The organism is Vannielia litorea, assembly GCF_019801175.1.
GTDB lineage: Bacteria > Pseudomonadota > Alphaproteobacteria > Rhodobacterales > Rhodobacteraceae > Vannielia > Vannielia litorea_B.
Window position 1 is genome coordinate 838,858 of the sequence record NZ_JAHVJR010000001.1, and the last position, 19,547, is coordinate 858,404.

Genomic DNA, 19,547 nt, shown 5'->3' on the forward strand with positions numbered 1-19,547 from the left:
TTCATTTTCTTGCTGAAAATACTCAATCCCCCGGCCGCACCCCTCGGAACGCCGGAGCAGACACATGACGCAGCCTCTTCTCATCATCGCCGCCGGTGGCACCGGTGGGCACATGTTTCCGGCGCAGGCGCTGGCCGAGGCGATGCTGGCGCGCGGCTGGCGGGTGAAGCTTTCGACCGATGCGCGGGGCGCGCGCTACACCGGCGCCTTCCCCGAGGCGGTGGAGATCGAGGTGCGCGCCTCGGCCACCTTTGCGCGGGGCGGGGCGCTGGCCAAGCTGGCGGTGCCTTTCCGGATCGCGGGCGGCACGATCTCTTCGGTGATCCGGATGCTGCGCGACAAGCCTGCGGTGGTGGTGGGCTTTGGTGGCTACCCCTCGATCCCGGCGCTGGCGGCCGCGACGATCCTGAAGCGCCCGCGCGCGATCCATGAGCAGAACGGCGTGCTGGGCCGGGTGAACGAGATCTTTGCCAAGCGCGTCCATGCGATTGCCTGCGGCACATGGCCCACGGAATTGCCCGAGGGCGTGCAGGGCCATGACATCGGAAACCCGGTGCGCGCGGCGATCCTTGCCCGCGCCGGGGCGCCCTACATTCCGCCGGGCGATTACCCGCTGTCGCTGCTCGTGATGGGCGGCAGCCAGGGCGCGCGGATCCTCTCCGATGTTGTCCCTGCCGCGATTGCTGCGCTGCCCGAACAGTACCGCCAGCACATCCGCGTGTCGCATCAGGCGCGGCCCGAGGATGAGGCGCGGGTCGTCAGCTTTTACGAGCAGGCGGGTATTGATGCGACGGTGCAGCCCTTCTTTGCCGACGTGCCCGAGCGGATGGCCGAGGCGCAGCTGGTGATCACCCGGGCGGGCGCCTCCACCGTGGCCGACCTCTCGGTGATCGGGCGCCCCTCGATCCTCGTGCCGCTGGCGGCGGCGATCCGCGATGAGCAGACGGCCAATGCCCGCGGGCTGGTTGACGCGGGAGCAGCCATCCTCGTGCCCGAGAAACGGCTTGACCCCGAAAGCCTCGCAGAGCAAATCCAGACAATTCTCGACTTCCCCGAGGGCGCGACGCAGATGGCGCATGCGGCGCTGGCCACCGGCAAACCGGATGCCACGCAGCGTCTGGTGGAGCTGGTCGAGGGGCTGGCAGGCAACGAGATGGCGGCGAAATCGACCGGAGAAAACTTCGGCGAGCAGTGAGTAGAGTGAGGCAGTGACATGGACGGAAGCAATATCATGCAGGGTGTAACCAAACTCCCGACCCAGCTTGGGGCGATCCACTTCGTCGGTATCGGCGGCATCGGCATGTCGGGCATTGCCGAGGTGCTGCTGAACTTCGGCTATCAGGTGCAGGGCTCCGACCTGAAGAAGAGCAAGATCACCGAGCGGCTGGAGCGGCTGGGTGCGAAGGTCTTCGAGGGGCAGGCGGCCGAGAACCTCGAGAGCGCCGAGGTCATCGTGATCTCCAGCGCGATCAAGCCGGGCAACCCCGAGCTGGACGCCGCCCGCGCCAAGGGCCTGCCGGTGGTGCGCCGCGCCGAGATGCTGGCCGAGCTGATGCGGCTGAAATCCAACATCGCCGTCGCTGGCACCCACGGCAAGACGACCACCACGACGCTGGTGGCCGAGCTGCTGGAGAAGGGCGGGATCGACCCGACGGTGATCAACGGCGGGATCATCCATGCCTATGGCTCGAATGCCCGGATGGGGCAGGGCGAGTGGATGGTGGTGGAGGCCGACGAGAGCGACGGCACCTTCAACCGTCTGCCCGCGACCATTGCCATCGTCACCAACATCGACCCCGAGCACATGGAGCACTGGGGCACCGAGGAGGCGCTGCATCAGGGATTCCTCGATTTCGTCTCCAACATCCCGTTCTACGGCCTTGCCGTCTGCTGCACCGATGATGCCGACGTGCAGGCGCTGGTGGGCCGCGTGACCGACCGCCGGGTGGTGACCTACGGCTTCAACGCGCAGGCCGACGTGCGCGCGGTGAACCTGACCTACAAGGCGGGCGTGGCGCATTTTGACGTGCGGTTGCAGACTGAGGACATGGTGATCGAGGGTTGCACCCTGCCGATGCCGGGCGATCACAACGTTTCTAATGCGCTGTCCGCCGTGGCCGTGGCGCGGCATCTCGGCATGAAGGCCGAAGAGATCAAGGCGGCGCTGGCCGGCTTTGGCGGGGTGAACCGCCGCTTTACCCGCGTGGGCGAGGTGAACGGCGTGACCGTGATCGACGATTATGGCCACCATCCCGTGGAGATTGCTGCCGTGCTGAAGGCCGCCCGTCAGGCCACTGAGGGCCGGGTGATCGCGGTGCATCAGCCGCACCGTTACTCGCGCCTATCCAACCTGTTCGACGACTTCTGCGCCTGTTTCAACGAGGCCGATGTGGTGGCCATTGCCGAGGTTTATGCCGCGGGGGAAGACCCGATCCCCGGTGCGAGCCGCGATGATCTGGTGGCCGGGCTCATTGCCCACGGCCACCGCCATGCCCGCGCGATCCTGAGCGAGGATGACCTCGTGCGGCTCGTGCGCGAGCAGGCGGGCGAGGGCGACATGGTGGTCTGCCTCGGCGCCGGTACGATCAGCGCATGGGCCAACAACCTGCCGGAGCGGTTGAAGGGCTGAGGCCGGGAGAGGCCGATGCCTGTTTTCGTGACATTCGCGGCCCTTGGCATGGGCGCCGCCCTCATCGTCGCCCGCCCGCTCTGGGCGTTGACGGTGCTGGTGGTGCTGATGCTGGTGAGCGCGCTGCTCTGGGCCGTGTTCAGCATCGAGCCACGCTGGGCCTCGGGCCTGATCGAACAGAGCGCGCAGGCCGGGGCGGTGGCCCTGGTGCCGCTGGCGCTTGGTGTCGTCGCGGGGCTGGTGCTGCGCCGGATGGGCGTGCGGCATGACTGAGGCGGGCCTCAAACGCCGGATCGGGCCGGGCCTGATGACCGCCTATGGCGTGGGCGTGATGGTGGGCGCAGGGATTTACGTGCTGATCGGCGCGGTGGCCGGGCTGGCGGGCAGCTATGCACCGCTGGCGTTTTTGCTGGCCGGGCTGGTAGCCGCACCTTCGGCGTTGACCTATGCCGAGCTTTCGGCCCGCATCCCCGAAGCGGCGGGCGAGGCGGCCTATGTGGCGCAGGCCTTTGGCACCACTTTGCTGCCGGTCGCCATCGGGCTGGCGATTGTGCTGGCTGGCACCGTTTCGGGCGCGGCGGTGCTGCGCGGGGGCGTGGGCTACCTGACGGCGCTGGTTTCGGTCACGCCGGTCTGGGCGATTGTCGCCATCGGTGCGGCGCTGACGTTGGTGGCCATCGCCGGGGTGCTGGAAAGCCTCGCGCTGGCCGCGCTCTTCACCGTGGTCGAGGTGATCGGGCTGGTGCTGGTCTCAAGTGCGGGCCTGATGGCCGAGCCGGTTGCGGTGGCGGTACCCGAGGTCGCCCCCGGTGCGATGGCGGTGCTGGCAGCCACGGCGCTGGCCTTCTTTGCCTTCATCGGTTTCGAGGATGTGGTGAACATGGCCGAGGAGGCGCGGGAGCCGGAGCGGACCATGCCGCGCGCGATCATCGCCTCGCTGCTGATCACCGCCGTACTCTATGCGCTCGTGAGCTTCGCCGCGCTGCGCGCCGTGCCTGCCGCCGATCTTGCCGCCTCCGAGCGCCCGCTGGCGCTGGTCTGGGAGCGGGCGACGGGGCAGGGCGCAGGCTTTCTGGCCGCCATCGCGGTGCTCGCGGCGCTGAACGGCGTGCTGGCGCAGCTCGTCATGGCGGCCCGCGTGCTCTTTGGCCTTGGCCGCCGCTCCCGCGCCTTTGCCCCCTTCACCCATGCGCACCCGCGCTTCGGCACGCCGGTGCTGGCCTCGCTCACCTGCGGCGCGGCGCTGATCGGCGCGGCCCTTGCCCTGCCGGTGGCGCAACTCGCCGAGATCGCCTCGATGGTGCTGCTGGCGGTCTTTGCCGCCGTTAACACATCGCTGATCGCTCTCAAGCTACACTCGCCGCAGGCGCCCTTTCGGGTGCCGATGGTCGTGCCGGTGGTGGGGCTTGTCGCCGCGCTGGCCGCGCTTGGCCTCTCGCTGGCCGAAAGGATCGCGCCATGAGCCTGCTTCTGATCGCCGCACTTCTGTGGATCTTCGCCGCCACGGCGACGGCCTTTTTGCCGATGCGCTACCAGCTTGTGCCGGGGCTGGCGCTGATCGTTGGCGCAGTGGTGCTGATCGGCCTGTTCTTTGCCGAATTCGGGCCGCTGCCGGGTGTGCTGGCGCTGGCGGTGTTCCTCTCGTTCTTCCGGCGCCCGCTGGGGCACCTCATCCGCAAACTCACCGGGAAGGCCCGCGCATGACGCCATCGCTGATCTGTTTCTTCGCCTGGGCGCTCACCGCGAACCTCGCCGCGATGATCCCTTCGAAAGACAACCACTGGACCCGGGCCTATGTGCTGATCGCCGTGGGCATCCCGCTGCTCGGCTGGGTGACCTACCAGAACGGGCCGCTGATCGGACTGATCTGCATGGCCGCGGGTGCCTCGGTGCTGCGCTGGCCGGTGGTCTACCTCTGGCGCTGGCTGAAAGGCGACCGCAAGGCCGACGGCTGACCGTTGGACACCCTCCCCCTCATTGCCACTCTTTCGGCCCTCCTCTTCGCCCTGACCGCCTACACCCTCCGCCGCCTCTCGACCCTCGGCCCGGCCATCTTGCTGGGCGGGCTTGCGGCGATCTGCGTGGGGCTGTGGTGGGGGACGGATTCACCCGCCCACGAATTTCTCTTCCATTGGGTGCTGCTTCCGGGATTACCGGGAGCTGTAGTCGGCGTGGGGCTGGCGTGGTGGCGCGTTTAGATTCAGGGATGTCTCAAAAGGTTCGACCGTATTCCTCTTGCATCAAAGAAGATGGCAGGCGAACCATGTGAATATGGTGGATGTGAGTGAGATCGACGGAAGAAAGACGCTTCAACTATGGTTGAAGGACCGACCTAAAGACTGGTCCGTCTGGATCGCTCATCGCGCCGCCATGCGTGCTTTGCCAGTGGTGTGGTCATTGCTTCGCAACACCTTTTCGCCCCCCGGCGATGTCGCTGAGCTACAAATACTGAGGGCATTGTTGGTCTCTGACGTAGCTAGTTTGAGACCAACTGGACAGATCCGACGTGCCGCCCGTTCAGCGGACGCAGCAGCAGATACTGTTGCTGCAAGCCTAACAGATGACCGAACGGCTGAAATCTCCAATGCCGTCGCACATGCCGCAAATGCTGCGGTGCAAGTCACCGGCCATGTGGCAAATGCAGCTGCCAATGCGGCCGGGCGAGTCGCCTACTCTACCTCTCCAGAGGAAGTTTGGAATGCAGTCCGATGGGACTGTGCAAATCTCGTTGAAAGTGGCTTTGACAAACCTTGGCCGCTTTGGCCGCAGAACAAGGGGCCCTTTTACAGAGAGTGGCGCCAATTGCGGCTCGTACTATCCGCATCTGGGAGTCGTCAACAAGTCGAAGACGATGCCTCCCGTATACCGCAAGACTGGTCTTTTTGGGTCCGGTGGTATGATGCCGCCCTCGAGGGGCGCCCACTCAATCTCGACACGCTTGAAAAGATCGCTTTGATCCCGGCCGAGACTTGGGACAAGGGCCCGAGTGAGGTGAATTGCATCATTGCCAAGTTTCAGGAAGGCTATGACGCCGGTGCGGTAACCCCCCTTGCGAAGGCCAGTACCTTTGAATTCGCGTTCGATCCGATAAAGCACTGGATGAAGCTCATCGGCTTCGAGAGCGACCTGAAATCCATCGACAACCCGGAGAAGGTGGCCGCCTTCGAGAAGGATGTTCAGGAATTGCTGGAGCAACTCGAAGATTTCACCGACTACGCCCGCGACGCCCTCGGGGGAGGAAATCAGCGGAGTCCCGTTCTCAGTGGGGCCGAGAAACTTGCGGAGGAATTGCGTCGGGCGTGCGACCGCAAGGAAATTCGGGTCATGGCCCTCATTCAGAAGGGCGCCTATTTCAACGGTTTCGCGCAGGAGCTGGACGCAGAGCAAGTGCTTGGTCCGACGCTGGCGAGGATGCTGGAAGACGTCATCGACCATGTGCGGCGTGTCAGCGCAACGCATCTTGCTTCCGGCCTCGTGCGGCTCGGTCCGCTCAAGGAGTTGGAACTCGGTGAGCGCAGCCCGGCGGAGGTTCTCGCCCGCATCAAGGCGGCATGGAAAACCGTGGAGGGCGAGGCAGGCAGCGAGTTCGCGCGGCTGTCGCCCGAGGGCGAGGCCGCCTTCAATGCCATGCTCGACGATCTCGAAGAGTTGGAGAGCCTGATTGAGGCGGCACCGACCGAGGCCCGCGAGCAGCGGCTCCGAAAGCGGTTCGCCGAGCGGGTCGGAGCCTTCGCCAGCACGACCGGGCGCTATGTTGAGAAGGGCAAGGAGCACGCGCCGAAGGCAACGAACTGGGTGGATGGACTCATCAAGAACTATAAGCGGATGCAGAGCATGGGCGACATCATCGAATGGCTCGAGAAGATTTTCGGTGGCGGCCCACCACCAGTCTGACCGGTGCGCCACAGAGTCGGGACAAGTCCCGACCTACGAATTGCACACCCTGCACGGAATCAAGCCGTAAGGCGCCGTGCAGCGCCGACCCGCCCGTCGCACCAAAGGTGCGCCTTTTTTAAAGGGCTCGCCGTAGGCGAGACGGCGGCGCTTTGGTGAGGTTGGGGCTTACTTCGGATCGAAGATGACCACTGCACAATAAAATACTCCGAACCAGCGTTGCATGCGCCACCGCGCGGGTCGGCGCTGTACGGCTTGCGTCTGCCACCCCGCCCGGCAATAACGCCTCCCATGACAGAGCTTCCCGAAGTGCGTGGCGCGCTGACGCCGAACCGTCCTCTCAATGATCTTACATGGCTGCGCGTGGGCGGGCCGGCGGATTGGTTGTTTCAGCCCGCCGATCTGGAGGATTTGCAGGCCTTTCTGATGGCGCTGGACCCGGCGATCCCGGTGTTCCCGATGGGCGTTGGCTCCAACCTGATCGTGCGGGATGGCGGCATACGGGCGGTGGTGATCCGCCTCGGGCGGGGCTTCAATGGGATCGAGATCGAAGGGCGCCGGGTGACGGCGGGGGCTGCGGCGCTGGATGCGCATGTGGCGCGCAAGGCGGCGCAGGCGGGGGTGGACCTGACCTTTCTGCGCACCATCCCCGGGGCAATCGGCGGGGCGGTGCGCATGAACGCGGGCTGTTATGGCTCTTACGTGGCCGACCACCTGCAGGAGGTGACGGTGGTGCTGCGCGACGGCACGCTGGCCACGCTCTCGCCGCAGGATCTGAACCTTCAGTACCGCCAGTCCGACCTGCCGGAGGGTGCGGTGATCGTGCAGGCGACCTTCGAGGGCTCCGAGCGCGACCCGGCCGCGCTGGAGACGCTGATGGAGGAGCAACTGGCCAAGCGCGACGCCTCCCAGCCGACAAAGGACCGGACGGCGGGCAGCACTTTTCGCAATCCGGCTGGATTTTCGTCCACCGGCAAGGCGGATGACACCCATGAGCTGAAGGCGTGGAAGCTGATCGACGACGCAGGCATGCGCGGCGCGAAGCTGGGCGGGGCGGTGATGAGCGAGAAGCACTCCAACTTCCTCACCAACGCCGAGAATGCCAGCGCCGCCGACCTCGAAAATCTGGGCGAACGCATACGAAAAAAGGTTTACGAAACCAGCGGCGTAACGCTACAGTGGGAGATCATGAGGGTCGGCGAACCGGCCCCTGAAAAGGCAGGCGGCTGAGCGCTCAACGAAGCGGCTCAAGCATCAACGAAAACAAGGGCGAGGCGCGCGAAACCAACGCGCGAGAACCGTCGCCCGGTGACAGAGGCGGACATGTCGAGCAGGACAGTCCAGAATGTTGTCGTCCTCATGGGCGGCCCTTCGGCAGAGCGTGAGGTTTCGCTCTCCACCGGGCGTGAATGCGCGAAGGCGCTGCGCACCGAGGGCTTTCACGTGGCCGAGCTGGACGCGGGCGAAGACGTGGTGGAGCGGCTGAAGGCGCTGGCCCCCGATGTGGTGTTCAACGCGCTGCATGGCCGTTGGGGCGAGGATGGCTGCATTCAGGGCCTGCTGGAGTGGCTGCGTATTCCCTATACCCATTCCGGCGTGCTGGCCTCTTCGACGGCCATCGACAAGGAGCGGACCAAGGCGCTCTACCGCGCCCACGGGTTGCCGGTGGCCGAGAGCCTGCTGGCCGGGCGCGACGAGATCGAGGCGGCCCATGTGATGCCGCCGCCCTACGTGGTGAAGCCCTATAACGAGGGCTCCTCGGTGGGCATTTATATCGTGAACAAGGATGCGAACTCCCCGCCGAAGCTGGCGGCGGATGCCGCGCAGGTGCTGATGGTCGAGGCCTTCGCGCCGGGCCGCGAGCTGACCTGCACGGTGATGGGCGAGGCGGCGCTTGGCGTGACCGAGATCCTCACCGATGGCTGGTACGATTACGAGGCGAAGTATGCCGCGGGCGGCTCGCGCCACATCTGCCCGGCGGAGGTGCCCGAAGAGATCACGGAGGCCTGCCGGGATTACGCCCTGCGCGCCCATCAGGCGCTGGGGTGCAAGGGCATCAGCCGCACCGATTTTCGCTGGGATGACAGCAAGGGTGCCGAGGGCATCGTGCTGCTGGAGACCAACACCCAGCCGGGGATGACCCCCACCTCGCTCTCGCCCGAACATGCCGAGCACGCGGGCTACAGCTTTGGCGCCTTTTGTCGCTGGATCGTGGAGGATGCCTCATGCGGAAGGTGAAGGCTCCCGCAGATGCGCCGCGCCGCGACCCGGCGCCCTCCCGCGTGGCCTACCGGCTGGAGCGGATGTGGCTGACGCCGTTCTACCGCCGCCTGTTCCGCGTGGGCCTGCCCTGTGCCGCCGTGGCGCTGGCGGTCACTTGGTATTTTTCCGACGAGGGGCGCCGCAGCCAGATCACCGATGCCATCGCCGAGGCGCGGCGCTCGGTGGAGGAGCGGCCCGAGTTCATGGTCAAGATGCTGGCCGTTGAGGGCGCGTCGGAGGAGCTTTCGGGCGATATCCGGGCGCTGGTGCCCTACGAATTCCCGCTTTCCAGCTTTGATATGGACCTCGACGCCACCCGCGAGGCGATCGAGCAGCTCGATGCCGTGGCCGGGGCCCATGTGCGCATCCGCCCCGGCGGTGTGCTGCTGGTGGAGATCGAAGAGCGCATTCCGGTGCTGGTCTGGCGCAAGCGCGACGGCACGCTGCTGCTGCTCGATGACACCGGCCACCCGGTGGCGCCGCTGATCTCGCGCGGGCTGCGGCCCGACCTGCCGCTGGTGGTGGGCCGGGGCTCCGATACGCCCACTGCCGTGGCTGAGGCCCGCGCCATCTATGCCGCCGCCACCCCGCTGGCGGGCCGTCTGCGGGGCCTCGTGCGCCGGGGCGAGCGCCGGTGGGATCTGGTGCTCGACCGCGATCAGGTGATCCAGCTGCCCGAGACGGCCCCCGCCGCCGCGCTGGAGCGGGTGATCGCCCTCGACGAGGCAGAAGACATGCTGGGCCGCGATCTTGCGGTCATCGACATGCGTATTCCCGGCCGTCCGACGCTTCGGATGGCCCCAGGCGCGGTGGAAGAGTTCCGCCGGATCAAATCGCTCGAAATCGGAGGCTCGAACGGCTGATGACCGATCTCTATGAAAACCAGCGGGCCATGCGCCGGATGCGCAAGCAGGCGATGGACCGTGGCGTGATTGCCATTCTCGACGTGGGCACCTCGAAAATCGCCTGCCTTGTGCTCCGTTTCGACGGGCCGGGGCGCTTTCGGGAAGCCGACGGGGTGGGCAGCCTTGCCGGGCAATCCAGCTTCCGCGTGATCGGCGCGGCCACGACCCGCTCGCGCGGCGTGTCGTTCGGCGAGATCGACACGATGCAGGAAACCGAGCGCGCCATCCGGACCGCCGTGCAGGCGGCGCAGAAGATGGCGGGCGTCCGGGTGGACCATGTGATTGCCGCCTTTGCAGGCGCGCGGCCCCGCAGTTATGGCCTCGACGGCGCGATTGAACTGGCCGACAGCACGGTGAGCGAGGCCGATGTGGCCCGCGTGCTGGCCTCCTGCGTGGTGCCGGACTTCGGGCAGGGGCGGCAGGCGCTGCATGCCCATCCGGTGAACTTTGCCATCGACCATCGCTCCGGCCTGATCGACCCGCGCGGGCAGATCGGCAACCGGCTGGCCGCTGATATGCACCTGCTGACGATTGAAACGTCCGTGGTGCAGAACCTGCTCTACTGCATCAAGCGGTGCGATCTGGAGTTGGCGGGGCTGGCCTCCAGTGCCTACGTCTCCGGCCTTTCGGCGCTGGTGGAGGATGAGCAAGAGCTCGGCTCGGCCTGTATCGACATGGGCGGCGGGGCGACGACGCTCTCGGTTTTCATCAAGAAACACATGATCTACGCCGACTCTGTGCGGCTGGGCGGCGATCACATCACCCGCGACATCAGCCAGGGCCTGCAGGTCAGCCCGCAGAAGGCGGAGTGGATCAAGACCCGCCACGGTGGCGTGGTGGCGACCGGCATGGACGACCGCGAGATGATCCCGCTGGGCGGGGAGACGGGCGACTGGGAGCATGACCAGCGCCGGGTGTCGCGCAGCGAGCTGATCGGCATTATGCGGCCCCGGGTGGAGGAAATTCTGGAGGAGGTGCGGGTGCGCCTCGATGCGGCGGGTTTCGACCATCTGCCGAGCCAGAAGATCGTACTCACCGGCGGTGGCAGCCAGATCCTCGGCCTCGACGAACTGGCGAGCCGCATTCTTGGCCAGCAGGTGCGCCTTGGCCGCCCGCTCCGGGTGCAGGGCCTGCCGCAGGCCGCGACCGGACCGGCGTTTTCGACCGCGGTGGGGCTGTGCCTCTATTCCGCGAGCCCGCAGGACGAATGGTGGGATTTCGATATTCCGGCCGATACCTACCCGGCCCGATCCTTCAAACGAGCCATGAAATGGTTCCGCGACAACTGGTGAGCCCAATATGATGTGGGATACGCAAAATCCCGCCGAAACGGCTGAAGAAAACCACTATAAATTGTGGCCTTTTTGCGTTTTTCGGATGACGCATAGGGGCCAAGACGATAATGTGCCTTAAATTTCGAGTCATTTTTGGCGGTGGGGCGCTGAAGGTGGCAGCCCCGGGGACATAAACGAACAAACGACAGGCGGAACACAGATGACTTTGAACCTCACCATGCCGACCGAATTGGACCTCAAGCCGCGGATCACCGTATTCGGTGTTGGCGGGGCCGGGGGCAACGCCGTGAACAACATGATCGAGAAGCAGCTCGAGGGTGTTGAGTTCGTGGTGGCGAATACCGACGCGCAGGCTCTGCAGCAGTCGGCCGCCGCCAACCGCATCCAGATGGGTGTGAAGGTGACCGAGGGTCTCGGCGCAGGCGCACGGCCCACCGTGGGCGCCGCTGCTGCCGAAGAGACCATCGAAGAGATCATCGACCACCTCGCCGGCGCACATATGTGCTTCATCACCGCCGGCATGGGCGGCGGCACCGGCACCGGCGCCGCGCCGATCATCGCGCAGGCCGCCCGCGAGCTGGGCGTGCTGACCGTGGGTGTGGTGACCAAGCCCTTCCAGTTCGAGGGTGGCAAGCGGATGCGCCAGGCCGAGGAGGGCGTTGAAGCCCTGCAGAAGGTCGTGGACACGCTGATCATCATCCCGAACCAGAACCTCTTCCGCCTCGCCAACGAGAAGACCACCTTCACCGAAGCCTTCGCGCTCGCTGATGACGTGCTCTACCAGGGTGTGAAGGGCGTGACCGACCTGATGGTCCGCCCGGGCCTGATCAACCTCGACTTCGCCGACGTGCGCGCGGTGATGGACGAGATGGGCAAGGCGATGATGGGCACCGGCGAAGCCGAGGGCGAAGATCGCGCCAAGGTTGCCGCCCAGAAGGCCATCGCCAACCCGCTGCTCGACGAGATCAGCCTGAACGGCGCCAAGGGCGTGCTGATCAACATCACCGGCGGGCATGACCTGACCCTCTTCGAACTCGACGAGGCCGCAAACGAGATCCGCGAGAAGGTGGACAGCGATGCCAACATCATCGTCGGCTCCACGCTGGATACCGGCCTCGAAGGCTTCATGCGCGTCTCCGTCGTGGCCACCGGCATCGACGTGATGGACGAAGAGCGCGAAATCCCGGTGCCGCGCCGCTCGATGGCCGCGCCGCTGCCGCAGCAGTCGGCCGAGCCCGAGGCTGCCCCGGCCCCCGCGCCGATGCAGGAAGTGGCCGCCGCGCCGCAGGTGTCGATCACCGGCGCCCGCCCGGCAGAGCCGCAGCCCCAGCCCGCCGCCCCCGCGCCGCAGGCCGAGGCTGAAGAGCCCTCGCTCTTCCCCGCCTTCCGCTCCTCCGCCCGTGACGAGGCCGAAGTGGCGGGCGACGACCTGCCGCCCCCGGCCTATCGCCCGGCCGCAGAGGCCCAGCCGCTTGAGGCGGTCGAGCAGCCCGAGCCCGCTCCGGCGGCCCGCCCGGCGCCCGGCACCCCCTCGGCAGAAGCCCTGGCCCGCCTGCATCAAGCGGTGCGCAAGGTGCCCGGCGCCCACACCGGCGCCCCGGCCGAACAGCCCCGCGCTGCCGCCCCCGCGCCGCAGCCGCAGGCCCAGCCCGAGCAGCAGCCCGCTGCCGCCGCGAGCGCCGATCACAAGGCCCGCTTCGGCATCGGCTCGCTGATCACCCGGATGGCCGGCCACGGTGCCGAAGGTCAGCCCCAGCAGCCCGCTCACCGCGAGCCGCCGGTGCGCTCCGCCGCGACCCAGCCGCAGCGTTCGGCCTACCAGCAGCCCCAGATGGACCACGAGGAAGAGGTCGATCCGGAGCAGGAACGCATCGAGATCCCGGCCTTCCTGCGGCGTCAGGCCAACTGATCCGGGTCACGATATCCCATTAGAGAAAGGGCCGGGCAACCGGCCCTTTTTTCGTTGCAGGGCAGGGGGATGCACCGCCTCCTTCATGTGCCCGGCAAGGCCCCGCCGCTGCCCGGGCGGGGGATGTTACAGACCGTTGCAAAGATTGAATTGTAGCTAACGCCTCACCCCCCTATCTCCGATGGGAACCGGGCGAGGTGGGCTCGGACGCAAAAACGTGACCTGAACAGACGGCGAAGTCCGAAGAGGCAATTGGTGCAAACGACGCTCAACAAATCAGTAACGCTCTCGGGCGTTGGCCTGCATTCGGGCCGTCCGGCGCGGATCACCCTGAAACCGGCGATGGCCGATCAGGGCATCTGGTTTCGCCGCACCGATGCGGTGGAGGGCGATGCCTTTTTGCCCGCTCGCTGGGATGCCGTGGTTGAAAGCCCGCTCTGCACCCTGCTGACCAACGATGACGGTGTGAGCCTCTCGACGGTGGAGCATGTGATGGCGGCCCTCGCGGGCTGCGGCGTGCACAACGCGTTGGTTGAAGTGTCCGGCCCCGAGGTTCCGATCCTCGATGGCTCGGCGGCGCCTTTCGTCTCCGCCATTCTCCGCGCGGGCCTGCGCGAGCTGGACGCTCCAGTGCGGGCGATCCGTGTGCTGAAGCCCGTCGAGGTGAAGCGCGGCGAGGCCGTGGCGCGGCTGGAGCCCTCCGAAAGCCTGATCATCGATTTCAGCATCGACTTTGAAGATGCCGCCATCGGCGCGCAGGACAAGGTGATGAACATGGCCAACGGCGCCTTCGTGCGCGAACTCTGCGACAGCCGCACCTTCTGCCGCGCCGCCGACGTGGAAGCGATGCGCTCGGAGGGCAAGGCTCTTGGTGGCACCTACCTCAACGCGGTGGTGGTCGAGGGCGACCGGGTGCTTTCGCCCGGCGGCTTGCGCCACGAAGATGAGCCGGTGCGCCACAAGATGCTCGACGCGCTCGGCGATCTGGCCCTCGCGGGCCACCCGATCCTTGGCCATTACACCGGCGAGCGTGCCGGCCATGCAATGACCAACGCGCTGCTGCGGGCGCTCTTTGCCGACCCGGAGGCCTACGAAGTTGTGACCTGCGACGCCGATATGGTGCGCCGCCTGCCCGGAACGGGCCTGAAATCGCGTGATCTGCGCCTCGTTGCCTGATCCGGCAGCGTTGCAGAGCGGACTCTTCGGGCGATTTGAACACCCTATGTGCAGCAAAGCCATTTTGCCCCGGAAAATCTTGTGCTACACCCCTCATAATCTCCGCGGCCCTTCTGCCGCGCGGGCAATAAAGACACGGGATTAGAGGCGAATGGCGGCTGAGACGGGGCGAGCGGGGCTGGCAGGGATCGTGGCGCTATCGCTGACGCTCTCGGGCTGCGGCTTTTTCCAGGCCAAGCCGGAGCAGTCGCTGGAAGACCTGACTCCGGAACAGATCTACAATCAGGGTGAAGCCACGCTGGAGACCGGCAAGCCGGACGACGCGGCCGAGCTCTTTGCCGAGGTCGAGCGGCTTTATCCCTATTCCGTCTGGGCCAAGCGCGCGCTGATCATGCAGGCCTTCGCCTATCACCGCGACCGCGATTACGAGAACAGCCGCGCCACCGCGCAGCGCTACATCGACTTTTACCCGGCAGAGGAAGATGCGGCTTATGCGCAGTATCTGCTGGCGCTCTCCTACTACGACCAGATCGACGAAGTCGGCCGCGACCAGGGCCTCACCTTCCAGGCGCTTCAGGCGCTGCGCGAGGTGATCGAGAAATACCCGGACAGCGAATATGCCTCTTCGGCGATCCTGAAGTTCGACCTTGCCTTTGACCACCTTGCGGCGAAGGAAATGGAGATCGGCCGCTACTACCTGCGGCGGGGCCACTACATTGCCGCGATCAACCGCTTCCGCGTGATCGTGGAGGAATTCCAGACCACCACGCAGACGCCCGAGGCGCTGCACCGTCTGGTGGAGGCCTACCTCTCGCTCGGCCTGACTGCCGAGGCGCAGACGGCGGGGGCGATTCTGGCGTATAACTACCGCGCGACGGAGTGGTACGACGATACCTACACCCTGCTGGCCCGCCGCAACCTTCAGGCCCAGGCCAAGGGCGACAGCTGGCTGCGCCAGATCTACCGCCAGACGATCAAGGGCGAGTGGTTGTAATCTGCGTGGTGGGTTGCACCCACCCCAGAGCTATCCGATAGGGTGAGGCCCATGCTGCGCGGGCTCGACATACGCGACATTCTCATCATCGACCGGCTGGAGCTGAGCTTCGCGCCCGGCCTCAACGTGCTGACCGGCGAGACCGGGGCGGGCAAATCCATTTTGCTCGACGCGCTCGGATTCGTGCTCGGCTGGCGCGGCCGCGCCGAGCTGGTGCGCGCCGGGGCGGAGCAGGGCGAGGTGGTAGCCGAGTTTTCGCTCGATGCGGCCCATCCGGCGCGGGCGGTGCTGGAGGAGGCGGGCATCCCGGCAGAGGATGAGCTGATCCTGCGGCGGGTGAACACGGTCGACGGGCGCAAGACCGCGTGGGTCAACGACCGGCGGGTCTCTGGCGAGGTGCTGCGGGCGCTGTCGGATGTGCTGGTGGAGTTGCATGGCCAGCAGGACGACAAGGGCCTGCTCAACCCGCGCGGCCACATGGCCCTGCTCGACGAGTTCGCCGGTGTCGATCCGGCCCCGGTGCGGGCCGCGTGGCGGGCACGGCGAGAGGCAGCGAAGGCGCTGGACGAGGCCCGCGCGGCCCAGAAGGCGCTGGCCGAGGAAGAGGAATTTCTGCGCCATGCAGCGGGCGAGCTTGGAAAGCTCGGCCCGCAGCCCGGCGAAGAGGCGGAGCTGGACGCCAAGCGCCGGCTGATGCAGGCGGCAGCGCGGATTCGCGAGGATGTGCAGCGCGCCCATCAGGCGCTTGGCCCGGAAGGGGCCGAGGGGATGCTGGGCGATGCCACGCGCTGGCTCGATGGCGCGGCGGAGGCGGCGGAAGGCCAGCTCGACGCCCCGCTGGAGGCCCTCTCCCGCGCGCTGGATGCCTTGGGCGAGGCCGAGCAGGGCGTGGGCGCGGCGCTGGATGCGCTCAGCCACGACCCGCATGAGCTGGAGGCCACCGAGGAGCGGCTCTTTGCCCTGCGCGGACTGGCCCGCAAGCATGGGGTGGCGCCCGACGACCTCGCCACGCTGGCCGCCGAACTGACCGCCAAGCTGGAGACGCTGGACGCGGGCGAGGGCGGTATTGCCAAGCTGGAAAAGGCCGCGCGCGAGGCCGAGGCGGCCTATGAGGCGGCGGCGGGCAGGCTCACCGAGACCCGGCGCAAGGCGGCGGCGAAGCTCGACAAGGCGATGGGCGCGGAACTGGCCCCGCTGAAGATGGAACGCGCGGTATTCTCGACCGAGATCACCGCCGGTGATCCGGGGCCGGACGGCGTGGATGCGGTGACCTTCACCGTGGCAACCAACCCCGGTGCGCCCGCAGGCCCGCTGAACAAGATCGCCTCGGGCGGCGAACTCAGCCGCTTTCTGCTGGCGCTGAAGGTTTGCCTGACGCGGCACACCACCGGGCTGACGATGATCTTCGACGAGATCGACCGGGGCGTGGGCGGGGCGACCGCCGATGCCGTGGGCCGGCGGCTGGCCGGGTTGGCGGCCTCGGGGCAGGTGCTTGTGGTCACCCATAGCCCGCAGGTGGCGGCGATGGCCGCGCATCACTGGCGGGTGGAGAAACGGGTGGCGAAAGGGCAGACGCTCTCGACCGTCACCCCGCTCGACGCACCCGCGCGGGTGGACGAGCTGGCGCGGATGCTGGCGGGCGAGCAGGTAACAGACGAGGCCCGCGCGGCGGCAAGGGCGCTGCTGACGGGCTGAGCGCCCGAGCTTTCAACGGGTCAGCGGCGGCGGTAGTTGGCCAGCACGCGCTTGGTGCGTTCGCGCAGCTTGGCGGCGTCTCCGACCGCGCTCATATCGGCGCAGACGTAATCGGCAGCGGCCTTCGCGTCGATCGGGCTGATCCGGTAGTTCTGCTCGATGCTCTCGATGAACTGCCAGTTGGCGCCATTGATGAGCGAGACGGTGGGCAGGGGGCCGCGTTTGCAGGAAATCATGATCGAACCGCTCTCGGCAGAGGCCGAAGCGGCGCCGAACGCGAGGGTAAGGGCGGCAGCGGGAAGGACAAGACGGTTCATGGCAGGCTCCAGGCTTTACGTTGGATCACAGCGAGACAACCGGAGCCAGCAGCGGCTCCGATTGGCTAAAATTAGCCTGAAATTCTGCCAAAAGTTTGTCTGAACCGGGACGGTGCCACGCCGCCCCGGCTTGTGACGCCACGTCGTGGCGCCGCAGGTCTTAACGGCGGCGGTAGTTGGCCAGAGCGGCGCGGGTGCGGCTGCGCAGCTTTTCGGCGTCGCCCACGGCATCCATGTCGGCGCAGACGTATTCGGCGGCGGCACGGGCCTGCTCGGGGGTCACGGCATAGGTCTTTTCGATGCTGTTGATGAACACCGGAGCCGGGCCGTTGATGATGGCGACCTTCGGCAGCGGGCCGCGCTTGCAGGATATCTTCACATTGGCGGAGGCAGCGGTGCCGCCGAGGGAGAGGGCGAGGGCAAGGGCAACGGTCGGATGGATAAGACGCTTCACGGGAGGCTCCTGACGCTGATCGGGGTCGCAAAATGAAAAGAAGCGAAGCCAGTTCGGCTCCGCTTCATATTTCGTAAACCAAGATCATGCCCAAAATTGGGCGGTCTTGCGGCCTCCTTGCAGCCCTGTCCGGAGTGGCCGGGGCGGGCTGCGCGGCGGCTCAGCGGCGCTCGTAGGGCGCGGTCGCCTCGTAGGTCAGGTCGACGAGATAATCGAGGTCGCCCACGGCGCCCATGTTGCCGCAAACCTGCTTGGCCACGCGGGTCGCTTCCTTCTCGGTCATCACGAAATTCTCCATCAGGCTGGCGACGAAGTTTTCGTAGTGGCCGTTGATCATCGGGTTCGACGGGATCGGGCCGCGGTTGCAGTGAATGACGAGGCGCGCATCCGCAGATTGCGCCACCATGATGCCGCTCAGCGCAAGGGCGAGCGTTGCTGTGATTGCTTTGAGTTTCATTGGGTTACCACCTTCTCCTAATGCGCCACCTTATACGCTTTAACCCGCCGTTAATCTACTGAGTCGCTGTGCTTCTGGTTAATTGCACACAAATTTTATTGGTCTCTTCAATTGTTTCCCGGGCGGATGATTTTTCCCGGATTCAGGAGGTTCTGAGGGTCCAGCGCGGCTTTCAATTCGCCCATCACGCCCCAGGCCTCGCCGTGCTCGGCTTCCATCAGGTGCAGCTTGCCCATGCCCACCCCGTGCTCGCCGGTGATGGTGCCGCCAAAAGCCAGCGCCCGCTCGGCCATAGTGTCGGCAATCTGCTTGGCGCGGGCCATCTCGGAGGGGTCCTCCGGGTCGATCAGCAGGATCGCGTGAAAATTGCCATCGCCGACGTGGCCGAGGATCGGGCCTTCGAGCCCGGCCATGGCGATATCCTGCGCGGTGATCTCCACCGCCTCGGCCAGTCGGGAGATCGGCACGCACATGTCGGTCACGATCGCCTTGGCCCCCTTTCGCGCCGCGAGGATCGCCCAATAGGCGTGGTGGCGCATGGCCCAGAGCGCGGTGCGGTCTTCGGCCTTTTCGGCCCATTTAAAGGCCTGCCCGTTCATGTCGCTCACCAACTCGCCAAAGAAGCGGGCATCGGCGGCAACGGAGGTTTCGGAGCCGTGAAACTCCACCAGAAGGTGCGGCATCACCGGCAGGTCCGCGCCGGAGTAGGCGTTGACGGCGGCCACGGTGGGGCCGTCGACAAACTCGATCCGGGCCATCGGCAGCCCGGCCTGAATGGTGGCGATGACGCAATCGACCGCGTCGCCCATCTTCTCGAAGGCGCAGGTGGCCGCCGCCGTGGCCTCGGGCTGGCCCTGAAGCCGCAGGGTCAGCTCGGTGATGAGGCCCAGCGTGCCCTCGGAGCCGACCATCAGGCGCGTCAGGTCATAGCCGTTGGAGGCCTTGCGCGCGCCCGAGCCAGTGCGGATCACCTCGCCGCTGGCCAGCACCACCTCGAGCGCCAGCACGTTCTCGGCCATGGTGCCGTAGCGCACGGCGGTCGTGCCGCTGGCCCGGGTGGCGGCCATGCCGCCCAGCGTGGCATTGGCGCCCGGATCGACCGGGAAGAACAGGCCGGTGGCCCTCAGCTCATGGTTGAGCGCCTCGCGGGTCACGCCGGGCTGCACCACGGCGACCATATCCTCGGGCCGGACCTCCAGCACCCTGTCCATCCGGGTGAAATCCACCGCGATGCCGCCCTTGATCGCCAGCCCATGCCCCTCGAGCGAGGTGCCCGCGCCCCAGCCGACCACCGGGCAGCGCGCGGCGGCGCAGGCTTTCATGATCGCCGCGACCTCTGCCGTGGTCTCGGGGTAGGCCACCGCCTCGGGCGGGGTGAGGGGAAAATGGGTCTCGCTGCGGCCATGCAGGTCCAGATCACTCTTGGACCGGCTGAGCCGATCGCCTAGAACGGCCTCAAGGCCGGTCTGCGCCTCGTGGAAAGGCATTGTTCCTCCTCGCGTTCACCGGACGCCACCCTAGGCGATGCGGGCCGTCCGGGGAAGGGCGCGCGCGGGTCCG

At 66.7% G+C, this 19,547-nt stretch carries 20 protein-coding genes; 16 read left to right on the forward strand and 4 right to left on the reverse strand.

The features are described 5' to 3' along the window. The first annotated feature begins 64 nt into the window (after positions 1–64). From KUV38_RS04065 to recN, 16 genes are all read left to right on the forward strand, one after another. On the forward strand, positions 65–1,195 hold the full coding sequence (locus KUV38_RS04065; protein WP_222468819.1) for a UDP-N-acetylglucosamine--N-acetylmuramyl-(pentapeptide) pyrophosphoryl-undecaprenol N-acetylglucosamine transferase: 1,131 nt from the start codon (positions 65–67) through the stop codon (positions 1,193–1,195). A gap of 36 nt (positions 1,196–1,231) precedes the next feature. Continuing rightward, positions 1,232–2,629 (forward strand): UDP-N-acetylmuramate--L-alanine ligase, encoded by a 1,398-nt coding sequence (gene murC, locus KUV38_RS04070; RefSeq protein ID WP_222470959.1) that lies wholly within the window; start codon positions 1,232–1,234, stop codon positions 2,627–2,629. Positions 2,630–2,644: 15 nt separating this feature from the next. Next, positions 2,645–2,902, forward strand: a complete 258-nt coding sequence (locus KUV38_RS04075) for a hypothetical protein (protein ID WP_222468820.1) — start codon at positions 2,645–2,647, stop codon at positions 2,900–2,902. Further along, complete coding sequence (locus KUV38_RS04080; RefSeq protein ID WP_222468821.1) at positions 2,895–4,091, forward strand: APC family permease; 1,197 nt, start codon at positions 2,895–2,897, stop codon at positions 4,089–4,091. Before KUV38_RS04075 ends, KUV38_RS04080 begins: the two co-directional genes overlap by 8 nt. After that, the gene (locus KUV38_RS04085) at positions 4,088–4,333 is read left to right on the forward strand and encodes a DUF2484 family protein (RefSeq protein ID WP_222468822.1); all 246 of its coding nucleotides are present in this window, start codon (positions 4,088–4,090) and stop codon (positions 4,331–4,333) included. Before KUV38_RS04080 ends, KUV38_RS04085 begins: the two co-directional genes overlap by 4 nt. Further along, positions 4,330–4,584, forward strand: a complete 255-nt coding sequence (locus KUV38_RS04090) for a DUF2484 family protein (RefSeq protein ID WP_222468823.1) — start codon at positions 4,330–4,332, stop codon at positions 4,582–4,584. The genes KUV38_RS04085 and KUV38_RS04090 overlap by 4 nt, the downstream gene beginning before the upstream one ends. Positions 4,585–4,587: 3 nt before the next feature. Next, positions 4,588–4,827: a hypothetical protein gene (locus tag KUV38_RS04095; protein ID WP_222468824.1), complete on the forward strand. Its 240-nt coding sequence runs from the start codon at positions 4,588–4,590 to the stop codon at positions 4,825–4,827. A gap of 73 nt (positions 4,828–4,900) precedes the next feature. Continuing rightward, entirely contained in the window at positions 4,901–6,523 is a 1,623-nt protein-coding gene (locus tag KUV38_RS04100; protein ID WP_222468825.1) for a hypothetical protein, read from the forward strand. Between the two features lie 291 nt (positions 6,524–6,814). Further along, the gene (gene murB / locus KUV38_RS04105; RefSeq protein WP_222468826.1) at positions 6,815–7,753 is read left to right on the forward strand and encodes a UDP-N-acetylmuramate dehydrogenase; all 939 of its coding nucleotides are present in this window, start codon (positions 6,815–6,817) and stop codon (positions 7,751–7,753) included. A 93-nt stretch (positions 7,754–7,846) separates the two neighbouring features. Further along, a complete protein-coding gene (locus tag KUV38_RS04110) occupies positions 7,847–8,761 on the forward strand; it encodes a D-alanine--D-alanine ligase (RefSeq protein WP_222468827.1) in 915 nt (304 codons plus the stop codon). After that, positions 8,749–9,648, forward strand: coding sequence for a cell division protein FtsQ/DivIB (locus KUV38_RS04115; RefSeq protein WP_222468828.1), 900 nt, complete (start codon positions 8,749–8,751; stop codon positions 9,646–9,648). The genes KUV38_RS04110 and KUV38_RS04115 overlap by 13 nt, the downstream gene beginning before the upstream one ends. After that, positions 9,648–10,982, forward strand: a complete 1,335-nt coding sequence (gene ftsA, locus KUV38_RS04120) for a cell division protein FtsA (RefSeq protein ID WP_222468829.1) — start codon at positions 9,648–9,650, stop codon at positions 10,980–10,982. The genes KUV38_RS04115 and ftsA overlap by 1 nt, the downstream gene beginning before the upstream one ends. 202 nt (positions 10,983–11,184) lie before the next feature. Beyond that, positions 11,185–12,894 carry a cell division protein FtsZ gene (gene ftsZ, locus KUV38_RS04125; RefSeq protein WP_222468830.1) on the forward strand — a complete coding sequence of 570 codons (1,710 nt, stop codon included), beginning with the start codon at positions 11,185–11,187 and terminating at the stop codon, positions 12,892–12,894. 255 nt (positions 12,895–13,149) lie between these two features. After that, positions 13,150–14,070, forward strand: coding sequence for a UDP-3-O-acyl-N-acetylglucosamine deacetylase (gene lpxC, locus KUV38_RS04130; RefSeq protein ID WP_222468831.1), 921 nt, complete (start codon positions 13,150–13,152; stop codon positions 14,068–14,070). Positions 14,071–14,221: 151 nt separating this feature from the next. Next, the gene (locus KUV38_RS04135) at positions 14,222–15,064 is read left to right on the forward strand and encodes an outer membrane protein assembly factor BamD (RefSeq protein ID WP_222468832.1); all 843 of its coding nucleotides are present in this window, start codon (positions 14,222–14,224) and stop codon (positions 15,062–15,064) included. Positions 15,065–15,115: 51 nt separating this feature from the next. Further along, complete coding sequence (gene recN, locus KUV38_RS04140) at positions 15,116–16,759, forward strand: DNA repair protein RecN (RefSeq protein WP_222468833.1); 1,644 nt, start codon at positions 15,116–15,118, stop codon at positions 16,757–16,759. 20 nt (positions 16,760–16,779) lie between these two features. Here recN and KUV38_RS04145 read toward each other — a convergent pair whose 3' ends face one another. From KUV38_RS04145 to KUV38_RS04160, 4 genes are all read right to left on the reverse strand, one after another. After that, positions 16,780–17,076, reverse strand: coding sequence for a hypothetical protein (locus KUV38_RS04145; RefSeq protein WP_222468834.1), 297 nt, complete (start codon positions 17,074–17,076; stop codon positions 16,780–16,782). Between the two features lie 160 nt (positions 17,077–17,236). Continuing rightward, a complete protein-coding gene (locus KUV38_RS04150; RefSeq protein ID WP_222468835.1) occupies positions 17,237–17,530 on the reverse strand; it encodes a hypothetical protein in 294 nt (97 codons plus the stop codon). 160 nt (positions 17,531–17,690) lie between these two features. Next, a complete protein-coding gene (locus KUV38_RS04155) occupies positions 17,691–17,987 on the reverse strand; it encodes a hypothetical protein (protein ID WP_222468836.1) in 297 nt (98 codons plus the stop codon). A gap of 107 nt (positions 17,988–18,094) precedes the next feature. Further along, on the reverse strand, positions 18,095–19,474 hold the full coding sequence (locus KUV38_RS04160) for an FAD-binding oxidoreductase (protein WP_222468837.1): 1,380 nt from the start codon (positions 19,472–19,474) through the stop codon (positions 18,095–18,097). Positions 19,475–19,547 lie beyond the last annotated feature (73 nt).